This is a genomic window from Caulobacter sp. 05T431 (assembly GCF_056665975.1).
In genome coordinates this window covers 1-25629 of record NZ_JBFTKU010000007.1, presented here as the reverse complement: position 1 = coordinate 25629, position 25629 = coordinate 1, and the positions used below count along the sequence as shown (strand labels likewise).

The 25629-nt window shown below is 69.1% G+C and carries 16 protein-coding genes; 10 read left to right on the top strand and 6 right to left on the bottom strand.

All coding sequences use genetic code 11. The features are described 5' to 3' along the window. Positions 1 to 33: 33 nt before the first annotated feature. From AC1U89_RS08475 to AC1U89_RS08445, 7 genes are all read left to right on the top strand, one after another. Positions 34 to 1530, top strand: a complete 1497-nt coding sequence (locus AC1U89_RS08475; protein ID WP_479899277.1) for an MFS transporter — start codon at positions 34 to 36, stop codon at positions 1528 to 1530. 633 nt (positions 1531 to 2163) lie between these two features. Then, positions 2164 to 5541: a TonB-dependent receptor gene (locus tag AC1U89_RS08470; protein ID WP_479899276.1), complete on the top strand. Its 3378-nt coding sequence runs from the start codon at positions 2164 to 2166 to the stop codon at positions 5539 to 5541. A gap of 75 nt (positions 5542 to 5616) precedes the next feature. Then, entirely contained in the window at positions 5617 to 7182 is a 1566-nt protein-coding gene (locus AC1U89_RS08465; protein WP_479899275.1) for a tryptophan halogenase family protein, read from the top strand. Continuing rightward, positions 7182 to 8660, top strand: a complete 1479-nt coding sequence (locus tag AC1U89_RS08460) for a tryptophan 7-halogenase (protein WP_479899274.1) — start codon at positions 7182 to 7184, stop codon at positions 8658 to 8660. The genes AC1U89_RS08465 and AC1U89_RS08460 overlap by 1 nt, the downstream gene beginning before the upstream one ends. 14 nt (positions 8661 to 8674) lie before the next feature. Beyond that, positions 8675 to 9700, top strand: a complete 1026-nt coding sequence (locus AC1U89_RS08455) for a cupin-like domain-containing protein (RefSeq protein ID WP_479899273.1) — start codon at positions 8675 to 8677, stop codon at positions 9698 to 9700. Next, on the top strand, positions 9697 to 10419 hold the full coding sequence (locus tag AC1U89_RS08450) for a DUF6445 family protein (RefSeq protein ID WP_479899272.1): 723 nt from the start codon (positions 9697 to 9699) through the stop codon (positions 10417 to 10419). The genes AC1U89_RS08455 and AC1U89_RS08450 overlap by 4 nt, the downstream gene beginning before the upstream one ends. Positions 10420 to 10567: 148 nt before the next feature. Beyond that, on the top strand, positions 10568 to 12613 hold the full coding sequence (locus AC1U89_RS08445) for a glycoside hydrolase family 97 protein (protein WP_479899271.1): 2046 nt from the start codon (positions 10568 to 10570) through the stop codon (positions 12611 to 12613). A gap of 85 nt (positions 12614 to 12698) precedes the next feature. On the opposite strand, the gene galA is transcribed toward AC1U89_RS08445, so the two are convergent. Next, positions 12699 to 15215: a beta-galactosidase GalA gene (gene galA, locus AC1U89_RS08440; RefSeq protein ID WP_479899270.1), complete on the bottom strand. Its 2517-nt coding sequence runs from the start codon at positions 15213 to 15215 to the stop codon at positions 12699 to 12701. A gap of 218 nt (positions 15216 to 15433) precedes the next feature. Beyond that, entirely contained in the window at positions 15434 to 18073 is a 2640-nt protein-coding gene (locus tag AC1U89_RS08435; RefSeq protein WP_479899269.1) for a TonB-dependent receptor, read from the bottom strand. Positions 18074 to 18380: 307 nt separating this feature from the next. Here AC1U89_RS08435 and AC1U89_RS08430 point away from each other — a divergent pair, with 307 nt between their 5' ends. Continuing rightward, complete coding sequence (locus AC1U89_RS08430) at positions 18381 to 19097, top strand: DUF899 family protein (RefSeq protein ID WP_479899268.1); 717 nt, start codon at positions 18381 to 18383, stop codon at positions 19095 to 19097. 169 nt (positions 19098 to 19266) lie between these two features. Here AC1U89_RS08430 and AC1U89_RS08425 read toward each other — a convergent pair whose 3' ends face one another. The 4 genes from AC1U89_RS08425 to AC1U89_RS08410 all read right to left on the bottom strand — a co-directional run bounded on the left by AC1U89_RS08425 (position 19267) and on the right by AC1U89_RS08410 (position 24738). Next, positions 19267 to 20634: a glycoside hydrolase family 53 protein gene (locus AC1U89_RS08425; protein WP_479899267.1), complete on the bottom strand. Its 1368-nt coding sequence runs from the start codon at positions 20632 to 20634 to the stop codon at positions 19267 to 19269. A 165-nt stretch (positions 20635 to 20799) separates the two neighbouring features. Further along, on the bottom strand, positions 20800 to 23112 hold the full coding sequence (locus tag AC1U89_RS08420; protein WP_479899266.1) for an acyl-CoA dehydrogenase: 2313 nt from the start codon (positions 23110 to 23112) through the stop codon (positions 20800 to 20802). A 56-nt stretch (positions 23113 to 23168) separates the two neighbouring features. Beyond that, on the bottom strand, positions 23169 to 23837 hold the full coding sequence (locus AC1U89_RS08415) for a class I SAM-dependent methyltransferase (protein WP_479899265.1): 669 nt from the start codon (positions 23835 to 23837) through the stop codon (positions 23169 to 23171). A gap of 205 nt (positions 23838 to 24042) precedes the next feature. Further along, positions 24043 to 24738, bottom strand: coding sequence for a helix-turn-helix transcriptional regulator (locus AC1U89_RS08410; protein WP_479899264.1), 696 nt, complete (start codon positions 24736 to 24738; stop codon positions 24043 to 24045). Between the two features lie 151 nt (positions 24739 to 24889). Between AC1U89_RS08410 and AC1U89_RS08405 the strand changes: the two genes are divergently transcribed. Continuing rightward, positions 24890 to 25471, top strand: a complete 582-nt coding sequence (locus AC1U89_RS08405) for an RNA polymerase sigma factor (RefSeq protein WP_479899263.1) — start codon at positions 24890 to 24892, stop codon at positions 25469 to 25471. Beyond that, positions 25435 to 25629, top strand: a 195-nt coding sequence (locus AC1U89_RS08400) for a DUF4880 domain-containing protein (RefSeq protein WP_479899262.1), incomplete at its 3' end; no start/stop codon positions are given. The genes AC1U89_RS08405 and AC1U89_RS08400, both read left to right, overlap by 37 nt.

Sequence of the window (25629 nt, the reverse complement as noted above, 5' to 3'; positions counted from 1 at the left end):
AGACTTATTCGGGCGAAGCGGGACCCGCKCCGCATGACGAAGGCGCGGCTGTCCTTTTCGCAAATCTGGAACATGTGTTGCGGTCTGTTCGGGGTCCAGATCGTCTGGGGTCTGCAGAACGTCAACACCAGCCGCATCTTCCAGACCCTGGGCGCCGACCTCAACGAGCTTGCCATCCTGTGGATCGCCGCGCCGGCCACGGGCCTGCTGGTCCAGCCGATCATCGGCCATCTGAGCGACCGCACCTGGGGCCGGCTGGGCCGGCGGCGGCCCTATCTGTTCTACGGCTCGATCCTGACGGCGGTGTCGCTGTTCCTGATGCCCAACGCCTCCAGCGTGCTGACCGCCAGCCTGATGCTGTGGGTGCTGTCGGCCTCGATCAACGTGGCCATGGAGCCGTTCCGCGCCTTCGTGGCCGACACCCTGCCGGAGGAGCAGCGCACCACCGGCTTCGCCATGCAGGTGTTCTTCATCGGCGCGGGGGCGGTGTTCGCCTCGGCCCTGCCGTGGGTGCTGACCCATTGGTTCGGCGTGTCGGGCCAGGCCGAGGCGGGGCGGCTGCCGCCCTCGGTCCACACGGCCTTCTATGTGGGCGGCGTCACCCTGCTGGTCGCGGTGATGTGGACGGTCTTCACCACCCACGAGCATCCGCCCGAGACCCTGGCCGACGGCGCGCGGGTCCAGCCCGAGCACCGCACCCCCAGCGCCGAGGGCGCGGCCCTGATGCTGAAGAGCGGGGCGCTGTGGACCATCGCCGGCCTGGTCGCCTGCGCCCTGGCCTTCGCCAGCGGCTGGGCGCGCGAGATCTATGTGCTGGCCGGCTCGGCCACCGCCTTCGGCGCCGCCCAGCTGGCCGCCACCTGGCTGCGCCGCCAGGGCAAGGCGTCGCTGGGCGTGCTGGAGGTGGTCGAGGACATGCTGCACATGCCCCAGGTGCTGATCCGCCTGGCGGTGGTGCAGTTCTTCACCTGGTTCGGCCTGTTCGCCATGTGGATCTACACGACCCCGGCGGTAACTGCCCGGCACTACGGCGCGACCGATCCGACCTCGGCGGCCTACAACCAGGGCGCCGACTGGGTGGGGGTGCTGTTCGCCGGCTACAACGGCGTGGCCGCCCTGGTCGCCCTGCTGCTGCCGGCCCTGGTGGCGCGGATCGGCCTGCGGGTCAGCCACGCCCTCTGCCTGGCCATGGGCGCCCTGGGCTTCGTGGGTTTCGTGGTGATCGACGACCCGGCCCTGTTGTGGATTCCGATCGTCGGGATCGGCGTGGCCTGGGCCTCGATCCTGTCGGCGCCCTACGCCATGCTGTCCAGCGCGGTGCCGCCCCACAAGATGGGCGTCTATATGGGCATCCATAACCTGTTCCTGGTCCTGCCCCAGCTGATCGCCGCCGTGGTGCTGGGGCCGGTGGTCGGACGCCTGTTCAAGGGCGAGGCGATCCAGGCCCTGGGCCTGGCGGCGGGGGCCTTCGCCCTGGCCGCGATCAGCGCCCTGGTCGTGCGCGATCCGGGTCGGGACTCGATTCGATAGCCGGGCGCCCTCGCCGAGCCGGCGGGGCAAAGCTTGCATGCGCGTCGCGGCGATTGCGCTCATCCCGTTCGCCTCCCGAACTTACGCAAGAATTGCGTAAATCGAGTCGCTCCGCAAGGCCTTCTCGGGAAATCTATCGTTCCAAAAATGCCACAACACGCGATTCCACGCGAAAGTTAGCGCTAACGGTCCGAATTTTCGCAAAACAACGCTCTTGCGTTTGACGCAAAAGAACGCAAGATTGCGCAAGTCGAACGGTTGGACGTCGCGCGGAGGCCTCTCCGCATCCCGATCCAGGTGCTCGACGCCGCAAATCTTGCGAGGGTCGTCCCGAGGGGCGGCGCTGGCGGCGGAACGGACAACGGCGAACGCCGTGACGAAGAGGAGGGGAGGGGGATGACGGGGCCGAGCGCCCCGCGGGCGATCCCGGTCGGGGAGACCGGACGCTCATCGCGTCGAACGCGCCGCGCGGCGCCGACGTCTTTCAACGGAAATCACCGGTTCGGCGCGCCCCAGGGGCGTGGGCGGGACCGAGGGTGCAGGGGTCTCCGCGACGCTCCGGGAGGGGCTGCGCGGCTTCATCAAAAAAACCCCGCGCGACCAAGGCGCGGGCAGAAAATTAGGGAGAACGGGATGAGCAAGTTCAATGTCCGCCGCAAGGCGCTTCTGCGCGGCGGGGTGTCGCTGGGGGCGATCGCGGCCCTGGGCGTCCTGGGGGGCGTCATGGGCGCTGCCGCGCCGGCCTTCGCGCAGGACAAGTCCGCCAACGACGCCGCCGTCGTCGACGAAGTCGTCGTCGTGGGCGTGCGCAAGTCGCTCGAGACCTCGCAGCAGATCAAGAAGAACGCCGACACCGTCGTCGACTCCATCACCGCCACCGACATCGGCGCCTTCCCCGACAAGTCGGTCGCCGAGGCGCTGCAGCGCGTGCCGGGCATCACGGTGTCCCGCCTGCAGTCCAGCGACGACAGCTCGCACTTCTCGGCCGAGCCGGCCGGCGTGCTGATCCGCGGCCTGACCCAGGTGCGCACCGAGTTCAACGGTCGCGACAGCTTTTCGGCCGACGCCGCCCGCGGCCTGAACTTCAACGACATCTCGCCGGAACTGATGGCCGGCGTCGACAGCTACAAGAACCAGACGGCCGAGATGATCGAAGGCGGCATCGCCGGCACGGTCAACCTGCGCACCCGCCTGCCGTTCGACGCCAAGGACCAGGTGTTCTCGCTGTCGGGCAAGGCCAACTACGGCGACCGCTCCGACAAGGTCACCTACGAATATTCGGGCATCGTCAGCAAGAACTGGGACACCGACTTCGGCCGCATCGGCGTGATGGCCGACTACGCCTATTCGCACGTGCTGACCCAGACCGAAGGCGTGGTGATGCAGCGCATCGGCACGTTCTGCTCGGCCGGCATGAACGACGTCAACGGCAAGGCGATCGTCAACGCTGACGGCTCGATCCCCTGCACGACCAATCCGTACGGCGGCTCGGGCTGGCGCTACATGCCCGACCAGGTCAACTACTCGCAGGTCGAGTATGACCGCGTCCGCAAGGGCACGGCCCTGGCCGTGCAGTACGAGAACAACGACGGCACCGTCCGCTTCAAGGCCCAGTACAACGACTCCAAGTACAAGAACGCCTGGCTGGAGCGCAGCACCAACGTCGTGCTGTTCGGCCTGTGGGCCGCGTCCGCCTATTCGCCGCAGACCACGGCCTTCATCGCCCCGGCTCAGGGCTCGCCGGCCTTCACCTTCGGGTCTGACGGCATGCTGACCTCGGGCATCCTGACCCAGCCGACCGGCGACTGGGGCTCCAGCACCCAGGACAACATCAACCGCGGCTCGGCGGTCCCCGGCCTGCCCTTCGTCAACTACTGCGGCGCCGGCTCGGCCTGCGCCACTCAGCGCGAAGGCCTCTACATCGAGAACCAGGCGCGCAACTTCGACCACTCCGAAGGCACCAGCGACTTCTCGGCCAACCTGCAGTGGGACATCAACGACCGGCTGCACACCAGCTTCGACGTCCAGTACATCGACGCCAACACCAACAATTACGACATCCTGGTCGCCAACCGCACGATGGCGGACGCCCAGTACAAGGTGAACGACAAGGGCACGCCGCAGATCACCCTGCAGCCGGGTTCGAACGTCAACTACGCCCCGGGCTTCCTGTCGAACCCGCACAACTACTGGATCCCGTTCATCCAGGATCACTACGAGGACAACGACGCCCACGAACTGGCCCTGCGCGCCGACGGCGAGTACGAGTTCAACGAGGGCGGCTGGCTGAACTCGCTGAAGGTCGGGGTGCGCTACGCCGACCGCAAGCAGAAGGTCCGCTACTCGACCTACAACTGGTCGCCGGTGGCCGCGCCGTGGAACTGCAACGGCCCGGGCTTCAACGTCGACAACACCACGCCCCAGCCCTATCCCGCCGCCTGCAACCACGCGGGCAACTTCCAGGGCTACGGCGCCGGCATCTGGAGCGTCGCCGGCCTGGGCGACTTCTATGACGGCAAGGTGTTCCCCAACAACGACCTGGTGTTCCTCAGCAAGGGCACGCTGGCCGACCACGACGGGCTGATCAAGGCGCTGAGCGGCGCGACGACCAACTCGCCGATGGCCTGGACCCCGCTGTGCCAGCGCGCCAACAACACCGAGGGCTGCTTCATCGATCCGGAAATGGTCGATGTCGAGGAAGAGACCATGGCCGCCTACGGCATGTTGCGCTTCGGCGGCGACGACATGACGATCTTCAACGGCATCACCGTCCAGGGCAATGTCGGCCTGCGCTTCGTCCAGACCAAGACCACCAGCTCGGGCGGCGTCGCCTTCCCGACCAGCACCTGGTACACCTCGGCCGCCACCACGCCGTGCAACGCGCCGCTGGGTCCCAACTCGGTCACCAACATCTCGTGCTGGCTGACGCCCGACCTGCTGAACTTCAGCAACGGCGGCGGCGCGGCCAACGACTTCGCCGGCAAGCACGACAACTGGCTGCCCAGCCTGAACGTCCGCTTCGGCCTCAGCGACAAGAGCTTCGTGCGCTTCGCGGCCTCGCGGGCCATGTCGCGACCGGACTTCGGCCTGCTGCGCAACTTCGTCGGCATCCAGGTGCCGTCGACCGATACCTCGCCGAACTCGCAGTACGTGATCTGGAACGACCCGAACGCCCCGCACGTGGCGTCCAACGTCAAGGGCTTCAACTTCCAGTTCAACGCCGACTCCGGCTTCGGCGCGCTGAAGCCGATCACCGCCGACCAGTTCGACCTAGCCTTCGAGCACTACTTCACCGAAAGCAGCTCGTTCACCTTCGACGTCTTCTACAAGAAGCTGAACGGCAGCATCGCCTACGGCGAGTTCCTGCGCTCGTTCACCAACAACGGCTCGACCCAGAACGTGCTGGTTCGCGGCCCGCGCAACGGCAACGGCGGCGGCGAGCTGACCGGCTTCGAAGTGGCCTACCAGACCTTCTTCGACTTCCTGCCCAGCCCGTGGGACGGCCTGGGTATCCAGGCCAACTACACCCACACCAAGCAGGAAGACATCCACAACTCCAACCTGGCCACCCAGCCCGGTTACGCGGCCGGCGGCACCGTCGCCTTCGGCGGCGGCCTGCAGGTCAACGGCGCGGTCATGGACAGCCATCGCCTGGCCGGCATCTCGGACGACGCCTACAACATCGTGGGCCTGTACGAGAAAGGCCCGATCGCCATGCGCCTGGCCTACAGCTGGCGCTCGGCCTTCCTGACCAACAACCTCGACTGCTGCATCGGCCTGCCGATGTACCAGAAGGGCGCGGGGTTCCTGGACGGCTCGATCCGCTACCAAGTCAACGACCACATCGAAGTGTCGCTGGACGGCTCCAACCTCCTCGACACCACCACGGTCTTCCAGCAGCAGGTCTTCGGCGACTCGGCCCTGACCCCCGGCGCCAAGCCCGTGAAGATCGACTCGTCGTGGATCCGGAACGACCGCCGCATCCAACTGGGCATCCGCTTCAAGTACTAATCCCCCGATCGGGCCACGCCGTCGCGGATGTTCCGCGGCGGCGTCGGTTCCGGCGTAAACGGGAGGCCAGGACCAATGCACACGGACAAGGGCGCGACCCTGAAGGTCGTGATCGTCGGCGGCGGCACGGCCGGCTGGATGTGCGCGGCCGGCCTGGCGCGGCTGCTGGACCCGAAGGCGTATGACCTGACACTGATCGAGTCCGACGAGATCGGCACGGTGGGGGTCGGCGAAGCCACCCTGCCGCACATCAAGACCTACAACGACATGCTGGGGATCGACGAGGCGCAGTTCCTGCGCGAGACCCAGGGCTCCATCAAGCTGGGCATCGAGTTCCGCGACTGGAACCGCCCCGGCGACCGCTACATCCATCCGTTCGGCACGTTCGGCGAGCCGTGGAACGGGGTGGACTTCCAGCATCACTGGGTGAGGGCCAGGAACGCCGGGCGCGAGGTCGCGCCGCTGCAGGCCTATTCCTACGCCGTGGCCGCGGCCCGCGCGAACGCCTTCGAGTTCCCCAACCAGGACGACAAGTCGATCCGCTCGACCTACGCCTACGCCTACCATTTCGACGCCAGCCTCTATGCGGGCTTCCTGCGGCGCTGGGCGACCGCGCGGGGCGTGAAGCGGATCGAGGGCCTGGTCGCCGACATCGCCCGCGACACGGCCTCGGGCCAGCTGCGGAGCCTGACCCTGAAGTCGGGCGCCGTGATCCAGGGCGACCTCTTCATCGACTGCACGGGCTTCCGTTCGCTGCTGCTGGCCGGCCAGATGGAGGTGGCCTGGCAGGACTGGGGCCACTGGCTGCCCTGCGACCGCGCCCTGGCCGTGCCCTGCGCGACCGGCGGCGACGGCCTGACGCCCTACACGCGGGCCAGCGCCGACCTGGGCGGCTGGCGCTGGCGCATCCCGCTGCAGCACCGCACCGGCAACGGCTACGTCTTCTCCAGCGCCTTCCTCGATGAAGACCAAGCGCGCGAGACCCTGCTGGCCAAGCTGGACGGCCCGGCCCTGGACGAGCCGCGCCTGCTGCGCTTCAAGGCCGGCCGCCGCGTGCGCGGCTGGAGCGGCAATGTCGTGGCCATGGGCCTGTCCAGCGGCTTCCTCGAGCCCCTGGAGTCGACCAGCATCTTCCTGATCCAGGCCGCCGTGATCGACCTGGCCAACCTGATGCCGACCCCGGGCGACGGCGACCGCATGGACCCGCGCCTGGTCGCCGAGTTCAATCGCCTGTTCGAGATCCAGTACGACCGGGTCCGCGACTTCCTGATCCTGCACTACCGCGCCAACAGCCGGTTCGGCGAGCCGCTGTGGGACCACGTGCGGACCATGGCGATCCCCGACAGCCTGGCCGCTAAGATGGAGCTGTTCGAGCGCCGCGCGGCCCTGCCCAACTACCAGTACGGCCTGTTCTCGCGCGACAGCTGGCTGTCGGTGCTGGAGGGCCAGGGGCTGGTCCCCCGCGCCCACGACCGCCTGGCCGAGAGCCTGACGCTGGACGACCTGGAGACCCGCCTGGCCGACCTGAAGGCGCGGATCGACGGCAATGTCGCCACCATGACCAACCACGCCGACTTCCTGGCCCGCTACGCGCCCGGAGACCTCGGCGGACCGGTCCAGGCCGTGCGGGCGGTGTCGTGATGAGCGCGCCCAACAGCATCGTCGTGGTGGGGCGCGACGCGGCCCTGTGGCTGTCGGCCTGCGTGCTGCGCGCGGCCCTGCGCCCGGCCGGGGTCAGCGTCACGGCGGTGGAGCTGCCCACCCGCCTGACGCCCGCCGACGTCCACGCCAGCCTGCCGCCGCTGGAGGCCCTGCACGGGATGCTGGGCCTGGACGAGGCGGCCCTGCTGCGCGCCACACGCGGCGCCTTCTCGCTGGGCCAGAACTTCGCCGACGTCTCGGGCGCGACCCCGGCCTTCTTCCACGCCCACGGCACCTATGGCGCGCCGATCGACAACCGCGACTTCTTCCCGTTCTGGCTGAAGGCCCGGGGCCTGGGTCTGAACGTCGGCCTGGACGAGTTCTCGCTGACCGCCGCCGCCGCCCGCCAGGGCCGGGTGCTGCTGCCCGACGACGAGACGGAGGTCTTCGGCCGCACCGACTACGGCTACCACCTGCCCGCCCTGGCCTACGCCGCGGCGCTGAAGGGCCTGGCCAAGCGGCTGGGCGTCGAGCTGCTCCAGGCCCTGTCGGTCGCGCCGACGATCGACGCCGACGGCGAGATCGCCGCCCTGGACCTGGGCGAAGGCCGCAGCGTCCGGGGCGACCTGTTCGTCGACGCCACGGGYGGCGAGGCGGTGCTGATGACCGCCCTGGGCGTGGCGCGCGAAAGCTGGCGCGGGCACTTCCCGGCCGACCGCGTGCTGCGGGCTCAGGGGCCGCGCTTCGCGTCCCTGCCGCCCTATGCCGACATCCGCGCCTGGGCGCGCGGCTGGGTGGGGCTGCATCCCAGCCAGGCGGCGACCCATGTGGTCCAGGCCTATGCCGGCGATCTGTGCACGGACGACCAGGCCTTCGAGATGGCGAGCCGCGTCTCCGGCCTGGTCCTGGCCGACGCCGTGGTCTCGGTCAGCGATCCGGGGCGGCGCGTCCAGGCCTGGAGCCGCAACTGCGTGGCGGTGGGCGAGGCGGCCTGCGCCTTCGACCCGGTGCACGGCGTCGACCTGCAGGCCGTGCAGCTGGGACTGGTCCACCTGCTGCCGCTGTTCCCGGTGGCGGCCGACTTCGCGGCCGAGCGGGCGGCCTACAACGACACGATGCGCGAGGCGTACGAGCGCCTGCGCGACTTCCAGTCGGCCCACTACGTGGCCAACCGCTACGCCAAGGCGCCGTTCTGGGAGCGGGCCCGGGCGGCGGCGGCCTCGGACGTGCTGGCCCACAAGATCGCCACCTTCCAGGCGCGCGGCGACATCCCGCCTTCGGAGCACGAGACCTTCGTCGCCGACAGCTGGCGGGCCCTGCTGACCGGTCACGGCCTGACGCCCGAGACCCACGCGCCGATGATCGACCGCACCCCGCCCGAGGTCGTGAAGGGCGAGTTCCGGCGCATCCTGTCCTTCATCAAGGACCAGGCGCTGAAGCAGCCGACCCACGACCTCTATCTGGAAAGCTTCTGCTGATGGACGGCGGCGGCATGATCCAGCCTTGCGACATCGACGCCCTGCCGCGCGTGGCGACGGCCGCGTGCGCGTCGCCGGCCGACTTCGACGCGATCGTCCGAGCCGAACGGCCGGTGGTGATCCACGGCCTGCTGGAGACCTGGCCCGCCCTGGCTGCTGGCCGCCAGGGCCCCGCCGCCCTGAACGCCTATTTGAAAGCCATGGACACCGGCGCCCCGGCCCCGGTCATGGAGGCCCCCGCCGCCACCGGCGGCCGCTTCGGCTACGGCGCCGACCAGCGCGAGTTCGCCTTCTCCAAGCGCCAGGCCGGGATCGGCGAGACCCTGGACCGCATCGCGCGCCTGCTGGGCGACCCGGATGCGCCGTTCGTGGCCATCCAGATGCTGCCCCTGGCCAGCCACATGCCGGCGTTCGTGCGCGAGAACCCGAGCCCGCTCCTGCCGCCGCAGGTCATGCCGCGTCTGTGGATCGGCGGGGCCGTGCGCACCCAGACCCACAACGACCGCGACCACAACCTGGCCGGCGTGATCGCCGGCCGCCGCCGCTTCGTGCTGTTCCCGCCGACGGAGGTGGCCAACCTCTATGTCGGTCCGCTGGACAATCCGCCGCCGCTGTCCCTGGTTGATCCCGAGGCTCCGGACCTGGCGCGGTTCCCGCGCTACCGCGACGCCTACGCCGCCGCCCAGGTCGCCTGGCTGGAGCCGGGCGACGCCCTGTTCGTGCCGAAATACTGGTGGCACCACGTCACCTCGCTCGCGCCCTACAACGCCATGGTCAACTGGTGGTGGGGCGACACGGGCGCGGGGCTGGAGCGGGTCAACGACGTCTTCCTGACCGCGCTTCTGGCCTTCAAGGACCTGCCCCCGGGCGAGCGCGCCTACTGGCGGGCGATGTTCGAGGCCTATGTCTTCGCCGGCGACGGCGAGGCGACGGCCCACATCCCCGACGGGCTGAAGGGCGCGCTGGGGCCGATGAGCCCGTCGTTCCGCGCTAACCTGGCGCGCCAGCTGAAGATGGCCTTCCTGAAGGGCGGCGCATGACCGCAGCCATCGCCGTTCCCCCCTTGCTGCTCGGTCGCCAGATCCGGCTCCAGCTCCTCCACCTGGGCGAGGAGCGCCAGCCGCTGCTGGTCGTCGACGACGTGCTGGACGATCCGAACGCGATGATCGAGGCCGCGCGCCAGGCGGACTTCTACAGCCCGCCGCACACCAACTATCCGGGCCTGAACGCCAACCTGCCGGAGTCGTACTACCGCACGGTGGTCACCGCCCTGCGCGGGCCGATCGCCGCGGCGTTCGGCCTGCCCAGCGATGTCTACGTCAAGTATTTCGGCTATTTCGGCCTGGCCACGACGTCGGCGCGCGACGCCCAGCCGGTGCAGAAGATCCCGCACCACGACGGGCCCGATCCGAACCGGCTGGCCATGGTCCACTACCTGTGCCGGGGCGACCACGGCGGCACCGGCTTCTTCCGCCACAAGGCCACCGGCTTCGAGAGCGTCGACCAGGACCGCCACGCGACCTATGTGGCCGTGGCCCAGGCCCAGCTGGCCGAGCGCGGCGTCGGCGTGTCCGTCTATCCGGGGGCCGGCATGGCCGACTACGATCTGATCGGCCAGGCCGAAGGCGTGTTCAACCGGCTGATCGTCTATCGCAACCACGTGCTGCACTCGGCGCTGCTGGCGCCCGAGGCGGGCGAGGCCGATCCGGCCCGGGGCCGGCTGACCGCCAACGGCTTCATCGAGGCGGTGACCTCCTGATGCGCCGCTCCCTCCGCCATGTCGTCGCCGGCCTCCGGGCGCGGACGACGGGACAAGTCCTCCCCTGCGTCTCGGCTTTGGCCTGCGGAGCCGAGACGCCCTTTTTTCTTCTGACGCCCACCTTCCTTCTGACGAAAGAGACCGTTCGATGATGTTGCGAACCACGGCCCTGTTCGGCGCCCTGCTGAGCGCCCTGGCCGCCCCTGCCGTCGCGGCCGCCGCGGATCGCGAGTGCGCCCAGTCGCCCGGCAAGGTGATCGAGGTCTGCGTCTTCACCAAGGACGGCTCGGCCTTCTACGAGGTGTCGCGCGGCGGCAAGCCGGTGCTGGCGGCCGCGCCCCTGGGCCTGACCTTCGCCGGCGAACCCGCCGCCCGGATCACCGCCCTGACCGCCGCCAAGCGCGGCGCGTCCGACACCACCTGGGAGCAGCCTTGGGGCGAGCAGCGGGTGATCCGCGACAACCACTTGGAGCTGACCGTCTCGCTGGCCGGCGACACGCCGCTGAGCAAGAGCTTCGACGTCACCTTCCGGCTGTTCGACGACGGCCTGGGCTTCCGCTACGCCTACGGCGCCATTCCGGCCGGCCAGAACGTGTCCGTCACCGACGACCGCACCGCCTTCAAGCCGGTCGGGGCCTATGACGCCTGGTGGTACGAAGGCCTGGGCCAGGAGCGCGACGAGTACCTCTACAAGCAGACCGACGCGCGCCGGATCACCCTGGCCGAGACGCCGCTGACCCTGAAGCGCACGGCGGGCAACGAGGCCGGGGGCCTGTACCTGTCGTTCCACGAGGCGGCCCTGGTCGACTTCCCCAGCATGCTGCTGGCCGGCGACGGGGCGGGAACGCTGAAGGCCCGGCTGATGCCCTGGCAGGACGGGACCCTGGCCAAGAAGACCGGACCCTTCACCACCCCGTGGCGCACGGTGCTGATCGGCGAGACCGCCGGCGCCCTGGCCGACAGCCGCATCGAGCTGAACCTCAACGAGCCCAGCAAGATCGCCGACACCTCGTGGATCAAACCGGGCAAGTACGTCGGCATCTGGTGGGAGATGCACCTGGAGCGGTCCACCTGGGGCAGCGGTCCCAAGCACGGCGCCAACACCGCCAACACCGAGCGCTACATGGACTTCGCGGCCAAGTACGGCTTCGACGGCGTGCTGGTGGAAGGCTGGAACGAGGGCTGGGACGGCGACTGGATCAGCAACGGCGAGAAGTTCAGCTTCACCAAGGCCTATCCGGACTTCGACCTCAAGGCGATCACCGACTACGGCAAGAAGAAGGGCGTCAAGCTGATCGGCCACAACGAGACGGCCGGGGCGGTGCCCAACTACGAGGCCCAGCTGGAAGACGCCATGAAGCTGTATGAGAGCGTCGGCATCTCGCAGGTGAAGACGGGATACGTCCGCCACAGCGGCACGATCCTGGACCAGCAGGGCGAGCAGCAGTGGTTCGCCGGCCAGTACATGGTCCGCCACAACCTGCACGTCGCCCAGGTGGCGGCCCAGCACCACATCTCGATCGACGCCCACGAGCCGGTCAAGGACACCGGCCTGCGCCGCACCTGGCCCAACATGCTGAGCCGCGAAGGCGCGCGGGGCCAGGAGTTCAACGCCTGGGGCAACCCGACCAATCCGCCCGAGCACACGGTGATCCTGCCGTTCACGCGGATGCTGGGCGGGCCGATGGACTTCACGCCCGGCGTCTTCGACGTGGTGCACGGCAAGACCGAGCTGACCCGCCGCGGCCAGTCGACCATCGCGGTGCAGCTGGCGCTGTACGTGGTGCTGTACAGCCCGATCCAGATGGCCGCCGACCTGCCCGAGAACTACGAGGCCCGGCCCGACGCCTTCCAGTTCATCCGCGACGTGCCCACCGATTGGGAGACCTCGAAGACGCTGCAGGGCGAGATCGGCGACTACATCGTGGTGGCCCGCCAGCCGCGCGGCGGCAAGGACTGGTTCCTGGGCGCCCTGACCGACGAGACGGCCCGCAAGCTGACCCAGAAGCTGGACTTCCTGGCCCCCGGCAAGCGCTACGAGGCCCAGATCTACGCCGACGGTCCCGGCGCGGACTACATCACCAACACCACGGCCCTGGCGATCTCGAAGAAGGTGGTGACCAGCAAGGACTCGCTGGAGTTCGACATGGCCCCGGGCGGTGGAGCCGCGGTGCGGTTCAAGGCGCTGGATTGATCGCGGAAGCGGTTGGGGACACGCGCGAGCGCATGTCCCCGGCCGCGAGCGGGGACATGCCCTTGGGCGTGTCCCCAACCGGATCTCAGGCGCTGGCCAGGCTGACGCTCGACGCCTTCAGCCCCGGCGCCGAGGCGGTCACCCGCAGCTCGCCCGCTTGGCCGCGCCGTGTGCGGACGATCGCCTGGCACAGGCCGTTGAACGCCTTGCGCGAGCTCGCCACGTCCGGCTCGTGGCTGGTCGGATTGCCGTTGCCGACGCCGATCACCTCGGCCGGACCCGTCACCGCGAACGTCACCAGGTCGTCGGCGCGGGGCACGGGCCGGCCCTTGGCGTCCAGAACCTCGACCTTCAAAACCACCACGTCCTGGCCGTCGGCGGCTAGGCGCGAGCGGTCGGCCGTCAGGCGCAGGGCGGCGGCCGGGTCGGCGGTCTCGCGGCGATCGCGCAAGATGACCTTGCCGCCCTTGTAGCCGTGGGCCTCGATCACACCGGGCGAATAGGGCACCGACCACTCGACGTGGTGATTCGGGGTGACAACGCGGATGCCCTGGCTCTTGCCGTTCAGGAACAGCTCGACCTTGTCGCAGTTGCTGTGGGCCCAGACCGCGATCGGCTGGCCCTCGCGGCCTTCCCAATTCCAGTGCGGCAGCAGGTGCAGCAGCGGCTCGGGCCGCCACCAGGCGCGGTAGTAATAATAGTTGTCCTTCGGGAAGCCGCAGGTGTCGAGCGCGCCGAAGTGCGAGCTGATGCTGGGCCACTTGTTGAACGGCGTCGGCTCGCCGCGATAGTCGAAGCCGGTCCAGATGAAGCCGCCGGCCACCCACGGGCGGTCGGCCGCGTGGCTCCACCACTTCTCGGCCGTGGTCGCCCACCAGGGATGCTCGGTGTCGTAGGCGGGCACATAGAGCTTGGCGTCGTCGCGGGCGTATTCGCCGCGCGTGGCCACGGTGCTGGCGCTCTCGGTGCCGATGATCGGCTTGTCCGGGAACTTGGCGTGGAACGCGTCCATCTTCTCGTGTCGGTAGTTGAAGCCCTGCACGTCGATGACCGCGCTGATGCCCTCGCCGAAGCCTGAGTCCATGGCGGCGATGACCGGACGGGTCGGGTCCAGGCGATTGACCAGCCGCTTCATCGTCGTGGCCACCTTGGCGCCGCGCGCGGTGCCCTGCTGCGGCTCCTCGTTGCCGATCGACCACAGGATCACCGACGAGTGGTTGCGGTCGCGGCGGACCAGGCGCTCCAGCTCATCCAGCGAGGTCGCGTCGCTGGACATGCGGCGGGTCTCGTCGATGACGACCATGCCCAGGCGGTCGCAGGCGTCCAGCAGCTCGGGCGTCGGCGGATTGTGGGCGGCGCGATAGGCGTTGCAGCCCATCGACTTCAKCTGCTCCAGCCGCCAGACCTGCAGCGCATCGGGGATGGCCGCGCCCACGCCGGCGTGGTCCTGGTGGTTGCAGGTCCCCTTCAGCTTCACGCTCTGGCCGTTCAGCAGGAAGCCCTTGGCGCCGTCGAAGGCGATCGAGCGGAAGCCGAAGCGGGTCACGTGGCGGTCGACGACCGCGCCGCCCACCTTCACCTCGGTGACCAGGGTGTAGAGGGTCGGGCTCTCCAGCGACCACAGCACGGGGTTGTCCAGGGCCACGGTCAGGGACAGCGTCTGGCGCTCCCAGGCCGGCAGGCGATCGGACGCGGCGGCGGGGGTCAGCACCGGCTTGCCGGCGGCGTCCAGCACGGTGTGCAGCAGCTCGAACTCGGCGCGGGCGTCGCCGTCATTGACCAGGTCGGTGTCGATGGTCAGCGTCCMGTCGACCTTGGCCCGCACGAACACGCCCCACTGCGGCACGTGCACCGGGGCGGTCTTGACCAGCCAGACGTGGCGATAGAGACCCGCGCCCTCGTAGAACCAGCCCTCGCCCAGGCTGGCGTCGACCCGCACCACCAGACTGTTTTCCTGGCCGATATTGGCGATGTCGGTGATGTCGACGCGGAACGGCGAATAGCCGCTCTCCTCGCGCTCCAGGATGTAGCCGTTGACGATGACCAGGGCGTCGCGCATCGCGCCGTCGAACTCGATCGACAGCCGCTTGCCGGCGTCGGCGGCGGGCAGGGCGAAGGTCTTGCGGTACCAGCCGACGCTGGTCTCCGGGAACTCGCGGCCCAGGGGCTTGTAGCCGTGGGCGGCGCGCAGGTCCTCGTCGTCGGGCTTACCGGACGGCACGTAGGCGGGGTTGTCGACGAAGGGCAGTTCCACGCCCCAGTCGTGGGGGAGGGTCACCGGGGCCCAGGCGCCGGCGTCGAAGGCAAGGTCGGACAGCTGGCTGACCTGCCAGTTGGCGGCGGTCGCGCCGGCCTTGGCGAAGGTGCGCTGGTTGGCCCCGAAGCCGAAGTCGCGGGCCGGGTCCTGGGCGTGACCCAGCTTGAAGCGCCAGTCGAAGTCCAGCGACAGGCGCTCGCGCGGGGCCAGGTCGACGGTGGGAAGGGCGGGGCGCGAGGCCGCGGCGGGCGCGCTCTTCGAAGCGGCGCGGGCGGAAGCGGCGGCGACAAGAGCGGCGGCGCCGGCGGTGGCGGCCAGGGCTTGGCGGCGGCTGAAATCGACCATGGGGTCCTCACGCGGAAAGCAAAAAAATGGGGAGGAAGCGCGGATGGCTTCCTCCCCAGGTGCAGGATCTCATCGGGGAGGTGTGATGAATCCCAGCTTGACCGGACCGGAGCCTTTGCGAAAGCAAAGGCTCCAAATCAGAAGACCTGGAGCGTGGCAAAGCCACGCTCTGGGCCGGTCGCCGCCACCCCCGCAGGACGAAGGGGTGGCGGAAAGGGTTAGAACTTCAGGGTCACGTCGGCGAGGTAGCGACGGCCGTAGACGTCGTAGCGACCGATCCGGTTGGGATCGTTGTCGCGGTACATCCGCAGCTCCTCGTTGGTCAGGTTGTTGGCCTGGAAGCGGACCGTGACGTGGTCGTTGATGTTGTACGACGCGCTGAAGTCGAGGGTCTTCTCGCTCTCCAGGGTCTGCAGGTCCGCGCCGTTCCAGCCGTAGATGACCGTCATCGGCGAGTGGTACTTCCAGCCCAGGCGCGCTTCGATCGGGCCGTTGGCGTACCACAGGTCGACCGTGGCGGTGTGCTTGGCCAGGCCGGTCATGTCGAGCGGGTTGTTGGCCGGCGAGAACTCCTTCAGGTCGGAGTTGACATAGGCGTAGTTCGAATAGATGCCGAACTTGTCGAACGGGCCCGGCAGGAAGAAGAACGGCGTCTGGAAGGTCAGCTCCAGGCCCTGGATGTAGCCGTCGCCGCCGTTGGTCGGGCTGGAGACGGCGTAGGTGGTGCCGCCGTAGGCGATCGGGGTCTGCTTCCAGCCGATGTAGGAGCTGACGTCCTTGTAGTAGTACGAGGCCGCGATCAGGGCTTCCGGACGGAAGTACCATTCGGCCGAGGCGTCGAACTGCACCGCCTCGAACGGCTTCAGCGTCGGGTTGCCGGCGCTGCCGGTGTAGGGCGACCAGGTGGTCAGGGTGCGGCTGGCGCGCAGCTCGTCCAGCGGCGGACGGGCGATCACCTTGGCCAGGCCCAGGCGGAACACCTTGCCGTCGCCGAAGTCGAACTTCACGTTCGCCGAGGGCAGGATGTCGGTGTAGTCGTTGTCGATGGACACCGGCGAGAACACGCCGGACGTGTTGGCTTGCTGGCCGTCGCTGCTGGTCTCGGTGTGCACCACGCGGGCACCGATGTTGCCGGTCGCCCACGAGCCGCCGATGCTGTCGGCGGCGAAGTTCAGCTTGCCGTAGCCTTCGAAGACCTTCTCGTTGACGCTCCACTGCTGGGCCAGGTTCTCCGAGCCATGGCTGGGGTCGAAGGCGTTCGCGCCGTACAGGACCGAGGCCAGGGCGTCGAAGTCGCCCGTGACGACCGCCGGCACGTCGAAGGCGCTGACCTTGTAGTAGCTGAGCATGCTCGCCGGCACGACCGCCCCGGCGTTGGCCCAGGGGTAGAACTGGAACATGCTGTGGTCTTTGGTGCGGTTGGACGCCCGCGCGCCGAACTGGACGCTCTTGAACGCCCCGCCCGTCAGGTCGCGGGTGAAGTCCAGCGCGCCGGCCGCCAGCTCGTCGTTCAGGTGTTCCGGACCGTCGTTCTGGCCGCCCTTCCACGAGTTGTACTGCGGCAGGGTGGTGATGTCCTGGGTCAGCTTCACGGTCGGCTTCACGCCGGCGCGGGTGTCGAACGACATCGTCGACGGATAGGTTTCCAGGCGCACCGCCGCCCAGTTGTTCTCACGCTCGGCCTTCGAATAGGACAGGTCGCCGACGACGGTCCACGCGTCGTTGGTCCACTTGCCGTTCAGGCCGGTGACGAACAGCTTCTTGTCCTCGGTGTAGCGCGCGATCACGCTGTGCACCGCGTTGTTGGACACCAGGTTGGCGGCCACGACCGTGTTGTTGATCAGGGTGTAGGACGCGCCCGGGGCGTTGTAGTCGCCGGCGTTGCCGTTGGCCCAGTTGCCCCAGTTGTTCCAGCCGTAGATCGCCTGGTCCTGGTTCTCGTTGATCTTGATGTCGGAATAGAGGGCGTCGAACTTCAGTTCGAAATTGTCGCTGGGCTTCCACTGCAGGCCGGTGGAGACGCCGTTGCGCTTCTGACTGAGCTTCTTGACCTCCAGCTGCGCGCCCCACGGGGTGGCGTCCAGCTTGCCGTCGCCGTTCAGATCGCCGCTGGAATCGCTGGCGCCGGCCGGCTGGCGGATGGTCGAGTCGTTGTAGCCCCAGCCCTGGAACGACACGTAGCCGTTCTTCTGCTTCTGGCTGGTCAGGCCCAGCACGATGGCCAGGTCGTCGTTGATCTTGTGCACCCACGAGCCCGAGGCGCGGTAGCCGGTCTGGTCGTAGTTCGGGATGTCCTTACCGCCGTCGTAGAAGACCGGGCCGGCGCGCAGGACGAATTCGGGGCCCTTGTAGTCGAGCGGGGCGATCGTATCGATGTTGATCGTCGCGGCCACGCCGCCGGCGATCAGGTCGGCCGACTGCGACTTGTAGACCTGGACGCCCTGGACGACTTCCGAGGGGTAAATCTCCCAGCGGACGTTGCGGTCCGGCTCGGACGAGGCGACTTCGCGGCCGTTGACGGTGCCCAGCACCAGGCGGGCGCCCAGGCCGCGCACGACGGCCTGGCTGTCGTTGCCGCGGTCGCGGGTGGCGTTGACGCCGGGCAGGCGGGCGATGGATTCGGCGATGGTCACGTCGGGCAGGACACCGATGTCCTTGGCCGAGATGGCTTCGACGACCTTGTCGGAACCACGCTTCACGTCGAGCGCTTCGCGCAGGCTCTTGCGCACGCCGGTGACGACGACTTCGTCGACCTGCGACGAGTCGGAAGCCGGGGCCGGAGCGCTTTGCGCATGGGCGCTGGCGGCGGCCATCAGGGCCAGGCCGCTGGCGGCTGCAAGCAGTTTGTAGTGGGTCATCGTTGGTTCCCCCAGGGACGACGGCGCCGCGTTCGCAAAGACGCGGCTGCTCTGTGTTTGTGATGCGGTGAACTCGCCGGCGCGAAAAAGGCGGCCGGTTTGAGGTGGACGCGGGGTCCGCGTCGTCGCGCTTCTGGCGAGCGCTTCCGTCTCGGCGCGAGCGCCAAGCGGAACCTTTATTTATCATATCAATCACACATGACAAGCCTCACCATGTGGGACGGCGGATTTGTCGGACCGCTGTGTCGCAAAGAACCCACCTCGTGCGTCTTCAGTTATGTCGACATCAGAAACGGAGGCCGTCGCCATGGACGCCCGACCCACGCTCACCCCAGCTGCTGAACTCGCCGCGCGAAGCCCGGTGCGGTTCCCCAACGAGAGTCCCGAATACCGCGCCGCCCGCACGGCGCTGCTGGCCGAGGAACTGGAGCTGCGCCGCCACCTCGAGCGCGTGGCCCAGCAGCGTCGCGACCTGCCGCCCGGCGGCGAGGTGCGGGGCGACTACCAATTCGAGGGCGAGGAGGGCCGTGTCGACTTCGCCGGCCTGTTCCGCGACAAGCAGACCCTCGGTGTCTACAGCTACATGTTCGGCCCCCAGCGCGAGCGGCCGTGCCCGATGTGCACCGCCCTGCTGGGCCCGCTGGACGGCAACGCCGCCGACCTGGACCAGAAGATGTCGCTGGTCGTGGTGGCCCGCTCGCCGCTCGACAAGCTGCTGGCCTTCAAGAAGGAGCGCGGCTGGCGGAACCTGCGGCTCTACACCGACCTGAACGGGAACTATTCGCGCGACTATTTCGGCCTGCTGCCGAACGGCGACGAGATCCCGGCCTACAACGTCTTCACCCGCCAGGACGGCGTGATCCGCCACTTCTGGTCCGGCGAGATGACCGGCGACAGCGCCGACCCCGGCCAGGACCCCCGCGGCGCGCCGGACCCGGCGCCGCTATGGAACTTCCTGGACATGACGCCGGAGGGCCGAGGCGAGGATTGGTATCCGAGCTTGGATTACGGCTCCAAGCCCTGACACCAACCACCGTCATCCCGGGCCTTGTGCCCGGGACCCCTCTATCCGCCGCAGGTGCGGTAGGGGCGGACCGCTGGCGGTCCGCTTGCGTCTCACGTGCAAGCTGAACCAGGGGTCCCGGGCACAAGGCCCGGGATGACGATTGAAAGGTGAGGGATGGGTGAGCGGCTTACTCCCCCACCCGCACCACGCTGGCCCGCTGCCCCACCGTCGCGGTCACCGCCGAGGCGTCGGCCACGGCCGCCGCCGTCGGCGCCGTGGCCACGGTCACCGAGGTCCCGGGCGTCAGGCGCGTGCGGTAGACGAAGGCGTCGCCCTCGCGGACCATGGGACGCGGCCCGACGCCGGCCAGGAAGTCGCCGTCGATGAAGGCGGTGTCCCCGGCCGCCTTGGCCTTGAACGTCACCTCGACCGGCAGGACATAGGCGTGCTTCAGCCAGGCCTCGGCGCTGCCGTTGTCCTGGCCCTTGTAGTCAAACACCGCCGCGTTCTCCCAGTTGGAGCCCTTGCCCCAGCGGGTGCCGCACGACTTGGTCGAGACCCAGGCGGGCTCCCAGTAGAAGACGCCCGTGCCGCCGCTGGACAGCACCAGCTGGGTCAGGTCKACCAGGTACTTCTGCTGGCCGGCCGGCGTTGCCGGGTAGCCGGCGATCAGCGAATCCTCGCCCAGCAGGTTGGGCGAGCTGTCGGCGTTCTCCGTGGTGAACGGATAGGCCGTCTCGACCACCAGCACGTCGGCGGCGTAGGTGTGGCGCAGGCGGTCGATCGTCTGGCCCAGCTGGGCCATCGAGCGCTTGGACCACTTGCTGTAATAGCTGAGGCCGATGATGTCGTAGTCGGTGACGCCCGCCTGGGTCGCCGCCGCGAACCAGGGCTCGGCGTTCTCGGGCTGGGCGATGTGCAGCATCACCCGGGGCGGCTTGCCGGTCTCCTTGCCGGCGTCGCGCACGGCCTTGATCCCGGCGTTGAACAGCAGGGCGTTGCGGTCCCAGTGGATGGGTTCCTTGGCCTTGGCCAGGCTGGAGACGATCTCGCCGTTGGTCTCGTTGCCCACCTGCACCAGCTCGGGCATCAGGCCCTCGCGGTTCAGCTCCAGAAGGGTGTTGTGGGTGAAGGCGTACAGCGCCTTGGCCTGGTCGGGCGTGGACAGCTTGGCCCAGGCCTTGGGGGCGATCTGCTTGTCGCCGTCGGCCCAGTCGTCGGAATAGTGGAAGTCCAGCAGCACCTGCATGCCGGCCTGCTTGGCGCGCTTGATGCTGCGCTTCACGTCGGCGAGGTTCGAGTACTTGGTCCAGTCCGGATCGTTCCAGATGCGGATGCGCGCCACATTGGCGCCGGCCGACTTGAAGAACCGGAACTGGTCGACGGTCTGGCCGCCGGATTTGTAGACCGCGCCGCAGTCGTCCATCTCGTTGGCGTAGGAGATGTCGACGCCGAGATAGATCGGGGGCTTCATGGAGTCCGGGGCGGCCTGGGCGACGCTCAGGCTCAGCAGGCTGGCGGCCATCCCGGCGATGATGAAGCGGTTGCCCCGCATGACGTTCTCTCCCGACGTTTACACGCCTCGTTGAGGAGGCGGGCGGAAGGTCGCTGCAATTATATTATAAATCAAGCGCGGAGTTTGAAGGCGGGGACACACACTCACCCTGAGACCTTGCCGACCTGGCGAAGCCCATGGGTGAGTGTGTGTCCCCCAAGTCGTCTACGGCCCCACCCCGCTGAACGTCCGCTGCTCCTCGAACCCCGGTCGGGGCGTCACGCCGTCGGTCCAGATCGGAGGCGCGGGATGGGCGTCGGCGACGCTCCGGGTGCTCAGCCCGTCATGCGCGAAGTCGTCGACGGCGATCACCGCCGCCACGGCCTTGTCGGCGGCCTCCAGCGCCGCGATCTCCTCGGCCGACACCCAGCCGCCCTCGACCCCGTCCTTCCAGTGGCGGATCTTCTGGGCGCGCAGGCGGTCGTGGATCGGCTGGGTGGCGACCACGCGTTCGAAGGCGTCGATCAGCTGGCCGACGGCCTCGTCGGCGCCGCCCACATAGACGTTCTCGATCAGCCGGTCGCGGGTCTCCGAAGGGTGCAGCAGCAGCTCGGCGCAGGCGGTGGTGACCTTGTCCGACGGCCCTCGGCGGCGCGGCCCCAGCGGTAGGATCGCCGCCCGCAGCAGCCAGCCGGCCAGCTGGTTGGGCAGGTTGGCGAACACCTCGTCGAAGCGCTGCTCGATCGTGGCGAAGCCGGTGTCCACGCACCACTGCAGCAGCGGGAAGTCGGCGTCGTGGCGGCCCTCGTCCTCCCAGCGCTTGAGGGCGGCCGACAGGAAATAGAGCTCGGCCAGGATGTCGCCCAGGCGGCCCGACAGCATCTCCTTGCGCTTCAGCGCGCCGCCCAGGGTCAGCAGGGCGATGTCCGAGGTCAGGGCGAAGGCGGCGCTGTAGCGGCCCATCTTGCGATAGAAGCGGCTGGCCCGGCCGGCGTCGGGCGCGGGGGCGAAGGCCGCCCCGGTCCAGCTGTGGCCGACGGCCCGCAAGCCGGTGCGGATGGAATGGGCCACGTGCTTCCAGAACACCGCGTCGAAGTCCGCCAGCCCCTTGGCGCGGTCGTCCTCGCCGATGGCCAATATCTCCTGCAGTAGATAGGGATGTGCCCGGATCGCACCCTGGCCGAACACCATCAGGCTGCGGGTCAGGATGTTAGCCCCCTCGACCGTGATGCCGACGGGGATGGCCCGGTACTGCGAGCCCATGTAGTTGCGCGGGCCCTCGATCACCGCCTTGCCGCCGTGCACGTCCATGGCGTCGTTGACCACCACACGCATCCGCTCGGTGGCGCCCGACTTCAGCAGGGCCGAGATCACCGACGGGTGGTGGCCCAGGTCCAGGCCCGCGCAGGTCAGGCGGCGGCCGGCGTCCAGTAGGTAGGCGTTGCCGGCGATGCGGGCCAGGCGCTCCTGCACGCCTTCGAACTTGCCGATCGGCACGTTGAACTGGCTGCGCACGCGGGCGTAGGCGCCGGTGGTCAGGGCGCTGAACGACGCCGCCGCGCCCGACAGCGCCGGCAGCGAAATGCCGCGTCCGGCCGCCAGGGCGGTCATCAGCATCTTCCAGCCCTGGCCCACGCGCTCGGCGCCGCCGATCACCAGGTCCATCGGGATGAAGACGTCCTTGCCCCAGTTGGGTCCGTTCTGGAACGTCTGGAAGGCGGGCAGGTGGCGGCGGCCGATCTCGACCCCGGCCGTGTCGGTGGGCACCAGGGCGCAGGTGATGCCGATGTCCTCCTCGCCGCCCAGCAGGCCGTCGGGGTCGCGCAGCTTGAAGGCCAGGCCCAGCACCGTGCAGACCGGTCCCAGGGTGATGTAGCGCTTGTGCCAGTTCAGGCGGATGCCCAGCACGTCCTGGCCCTTCCAGGTCCCGCGGCAGACCACGCCCTCGTCGACCATGGCCCCGGCGTCCGAGCCGGCCTCGGGGCTGGTCAGGCCGAAGGCGGGCACCTCGCGCCCGTCGGCCAGGCGCGGCAGCCAGTGGTCGCGCTGGGCCTGCGTGCCGAACTTCATGATCAGCTCGCCCGGGCCCAGGCTGTTGGGCACCATGGCCGTCACCGCCGCCGACACCGAGCGGGTGGCGATCTTGCGGACGATCTCGGCATGGCCGAAGGCGCTGAAACCCAGACCGCCGTAGTCCTTGGGGATGATCATGCCGAAGAACTTCTGGCTCTTCAGATAGGCCCAGGCCTGGGGCGGCAGGTCGCGCGTCTCCCAGGTCATGCTCCAGTCGTCGAGCATGGCGCACAGGGTGTTCACCGGTCCGTCGATGAAGGCCTGCTCGTCGGGGCGAAGCTTCGGCGCGGGGAAGGCCAGCAGTTCGTCCCAGTCGGGATCGCCGGTGAACAGGGCCGCGTCCCACCAGGTGTCGCCGGCGTCGATCGCCTCGCGCTCGGTCTGGGACAGGGCGGGCATCACGCCGCGCGCCCATTGCAGGATCGGCCGCGAGATCAGGTCCCGGCGGAAATTGAAATCGGTCATGACGCCACCTCGGAAACAGATGGACGTCAAACGCGGGGAAGGCCTTTGGGCTCCGGTCAGGCCGCCGTGTAGAGCGAGATCGAGCCGGTCAGGGTGGGGATCACGCGCCGCTCCTCGACGCCCGCGAAGCCGACCTGGGCCATCAGCGAGGGCAGTACGCCCTTGGCGTTGGGCTCGGTGAGGGCGAAGCCGTCCACCGCCTGGACCACGCGGAACAGCAGCCGCATCAGCGCCGTGCGCTGCAGGCCGTAGTCGCCGACGACGATCGCCCCGCCGGGCTTCAGCGCCGCGTGCATGGCCTGCAGGATGGCCAGCTTCATCGGCAGAGGGCACTGGTGCAGCACCAGGCTGGAAACGACCTTGTCGACCGATCCGCCCGGCGCGACCTCGGCCAGGCGGTCGCCCATGGCCCGGCGCCAGTCGATCTCGACCCCTGCCTTGCGCGCCTTGGCGGCGGCGATGTCGAGGATGGCCGGGTCAGGATCGACGCCGACGATCCGCGCGGCCGGGCAGGYGGTCTTGAGCATGATCGCCAGGGCGCCGGTGCCGCAGCCGACGTCGAGGATCGTCTCGCCGGGCCGGGGATTGGCCAGGGCGACCAGGGCCGTGCGCCAGGTCCGCTCGCGGGTGACGAGGGCGACGACGTGGTCGTAGAGGCCGGTCAGCTCAGGCCGGCCGAGGGCGGGGACGTAGGGGCGGGTGTCGGGGGTGCGGGTGTCGGTCATGGGGGCAGCATGGCCGGGGCGCATGCGGGGCGCTTGAACGTAGCGGCTAGGGCCACCGCGCTTCATCGCATCCCCACGGTTGTCATCCCGGAAAGCGCGCAGCGCTTGTCCGGGACCCAGGTGAACCGCAACGCTTCCGCCCAGTCCCCTGGGTCCCGGACAGCCTCTGCGAGGCTTCCGGGATGACAACCTTTTGGGGGCGGCCCTACAGAGGAATCTGCGTCGCCGTCACCCCGAACATCCCCTTCAGCGTCCGGGCGAAGTGGGCGGCGTCGGCGAAGCCGGCCAGGTGGGCCGAGGCGGTCACGTCCTCGCCCGCCTTCAGCGCCACGAAGGCGCGCTGGACCCGGCGCCACAGCAGGTAGCGGCGATAGGGGAGGCCCAGGGCCTCGACGAACAGGTGGCGATAGCGCTCGGGCGACAGGTTCGCCGCCCAGGCCGCCACGGCCAGGGGCACGGGGCCCTCGGCCAGCCGCGCGTCGATCACCGCCAGCGAGCGCTCCAGCGCCTGGGGCAGGGGCGCGGCCCTGTGCGGCTCCAGATCGGTCAGGATGCGCCGCCAGGCCTGGAGGCGCGGATTGGGCGAGCTGAGGATCAGCGCGTCGGGCAGGGGGCGCAGGGCGGTCAGCATGGCCACGGCCTCGGCGCTGGGGGCCATCGCCTCGACGAAGACCTGGCGGGCCTGGTCGTGCGGTTCCAGGCGATGCTGCACCAGCGGATCGATCAGCACGGCTCGGGCCGTATGGCGGCGGCCCAGGCCGTCCACGACACTAACTGGCGTGTCGCCCAGCACCAGCTGGGCGGCCAGGTGGCGGTGCGGAACGCTGGCCCCGATCGAGCCGGTCCACATCGCCCAGCGGTCGCCGAGGTCCAGTTGGCCATGCCAGAGCCGATCGCTCACCGCCGGGGTCCTCGCGCTGCGCCGTCCCCACACCTAAGCCCATCCGCGCCGTCGGCAAGGCCGGTCGCGCCTGTCAGCAAACCGACACACGATGCGGCTAGTTCAGCGCTTCGAGGATCCGGCGCAGCGATGAGGGGGCGGGACGTCTTCCATGGCTTGGCTACGCGACATCGACCGCTGGTTCGCCGCCAGCGTCCTGCCCTACGCGGGAAACTATCGCGCTTACGCGCGCAAGCTGGTCGGCGACGAGGGCGACGCCGAGGACCTGGTGCAGGAGGCCTACGCCAAGGTGCTGGGCGTGGCCGAGTGGCGGCGGCTGGAGGCCCCGGAGCGGTTCGTGATGACCATCATCCGCAACCTGGCCTTCGAACGCTTCCGCCGCGCCAAGGTGGTGGGCATCCGTCAGATCGGGGTGCTGGAGATGGACGCTCTGCCCGACCCGGCGCCGGACGCCTATGCGGTGACCAGCGCTCGTCAGGAGCTGGACCTGGTGCTGGCCGCCCTCGAGCGGCTGCCCGCCCAATGCCGAAAAGTGCTGACCTTGCGAAAAATGCACGGCCTCTCGCCCGGACAGATAGCGGTTAGGTTGAACTTGTCCGTCTCTACAGTCGAGAAACACCTCGCCAAGGGCCTCAAGCTCTTGACCAAGGCCCTGGCCACGGGCGATGGCCGCAGTATCGGGAAACGAACGAGTTCATGGCCAAAGCGGGCGATCAAGACAGAGACGCGCTGATCGCCGAGGCCTCGCTGTGGCTGGCGCGCCTCGACGCCGGCCGTGCTTCCGAACAGGACCTGGACGCCTGGCGCGAGGCCGATCCCCGCCGCGCCGCCGCCTTCGCCGAGGTGGCCAGCGCCTGGACCCGCCTGGACGCCTTGCGCGTGGCAGAGGTC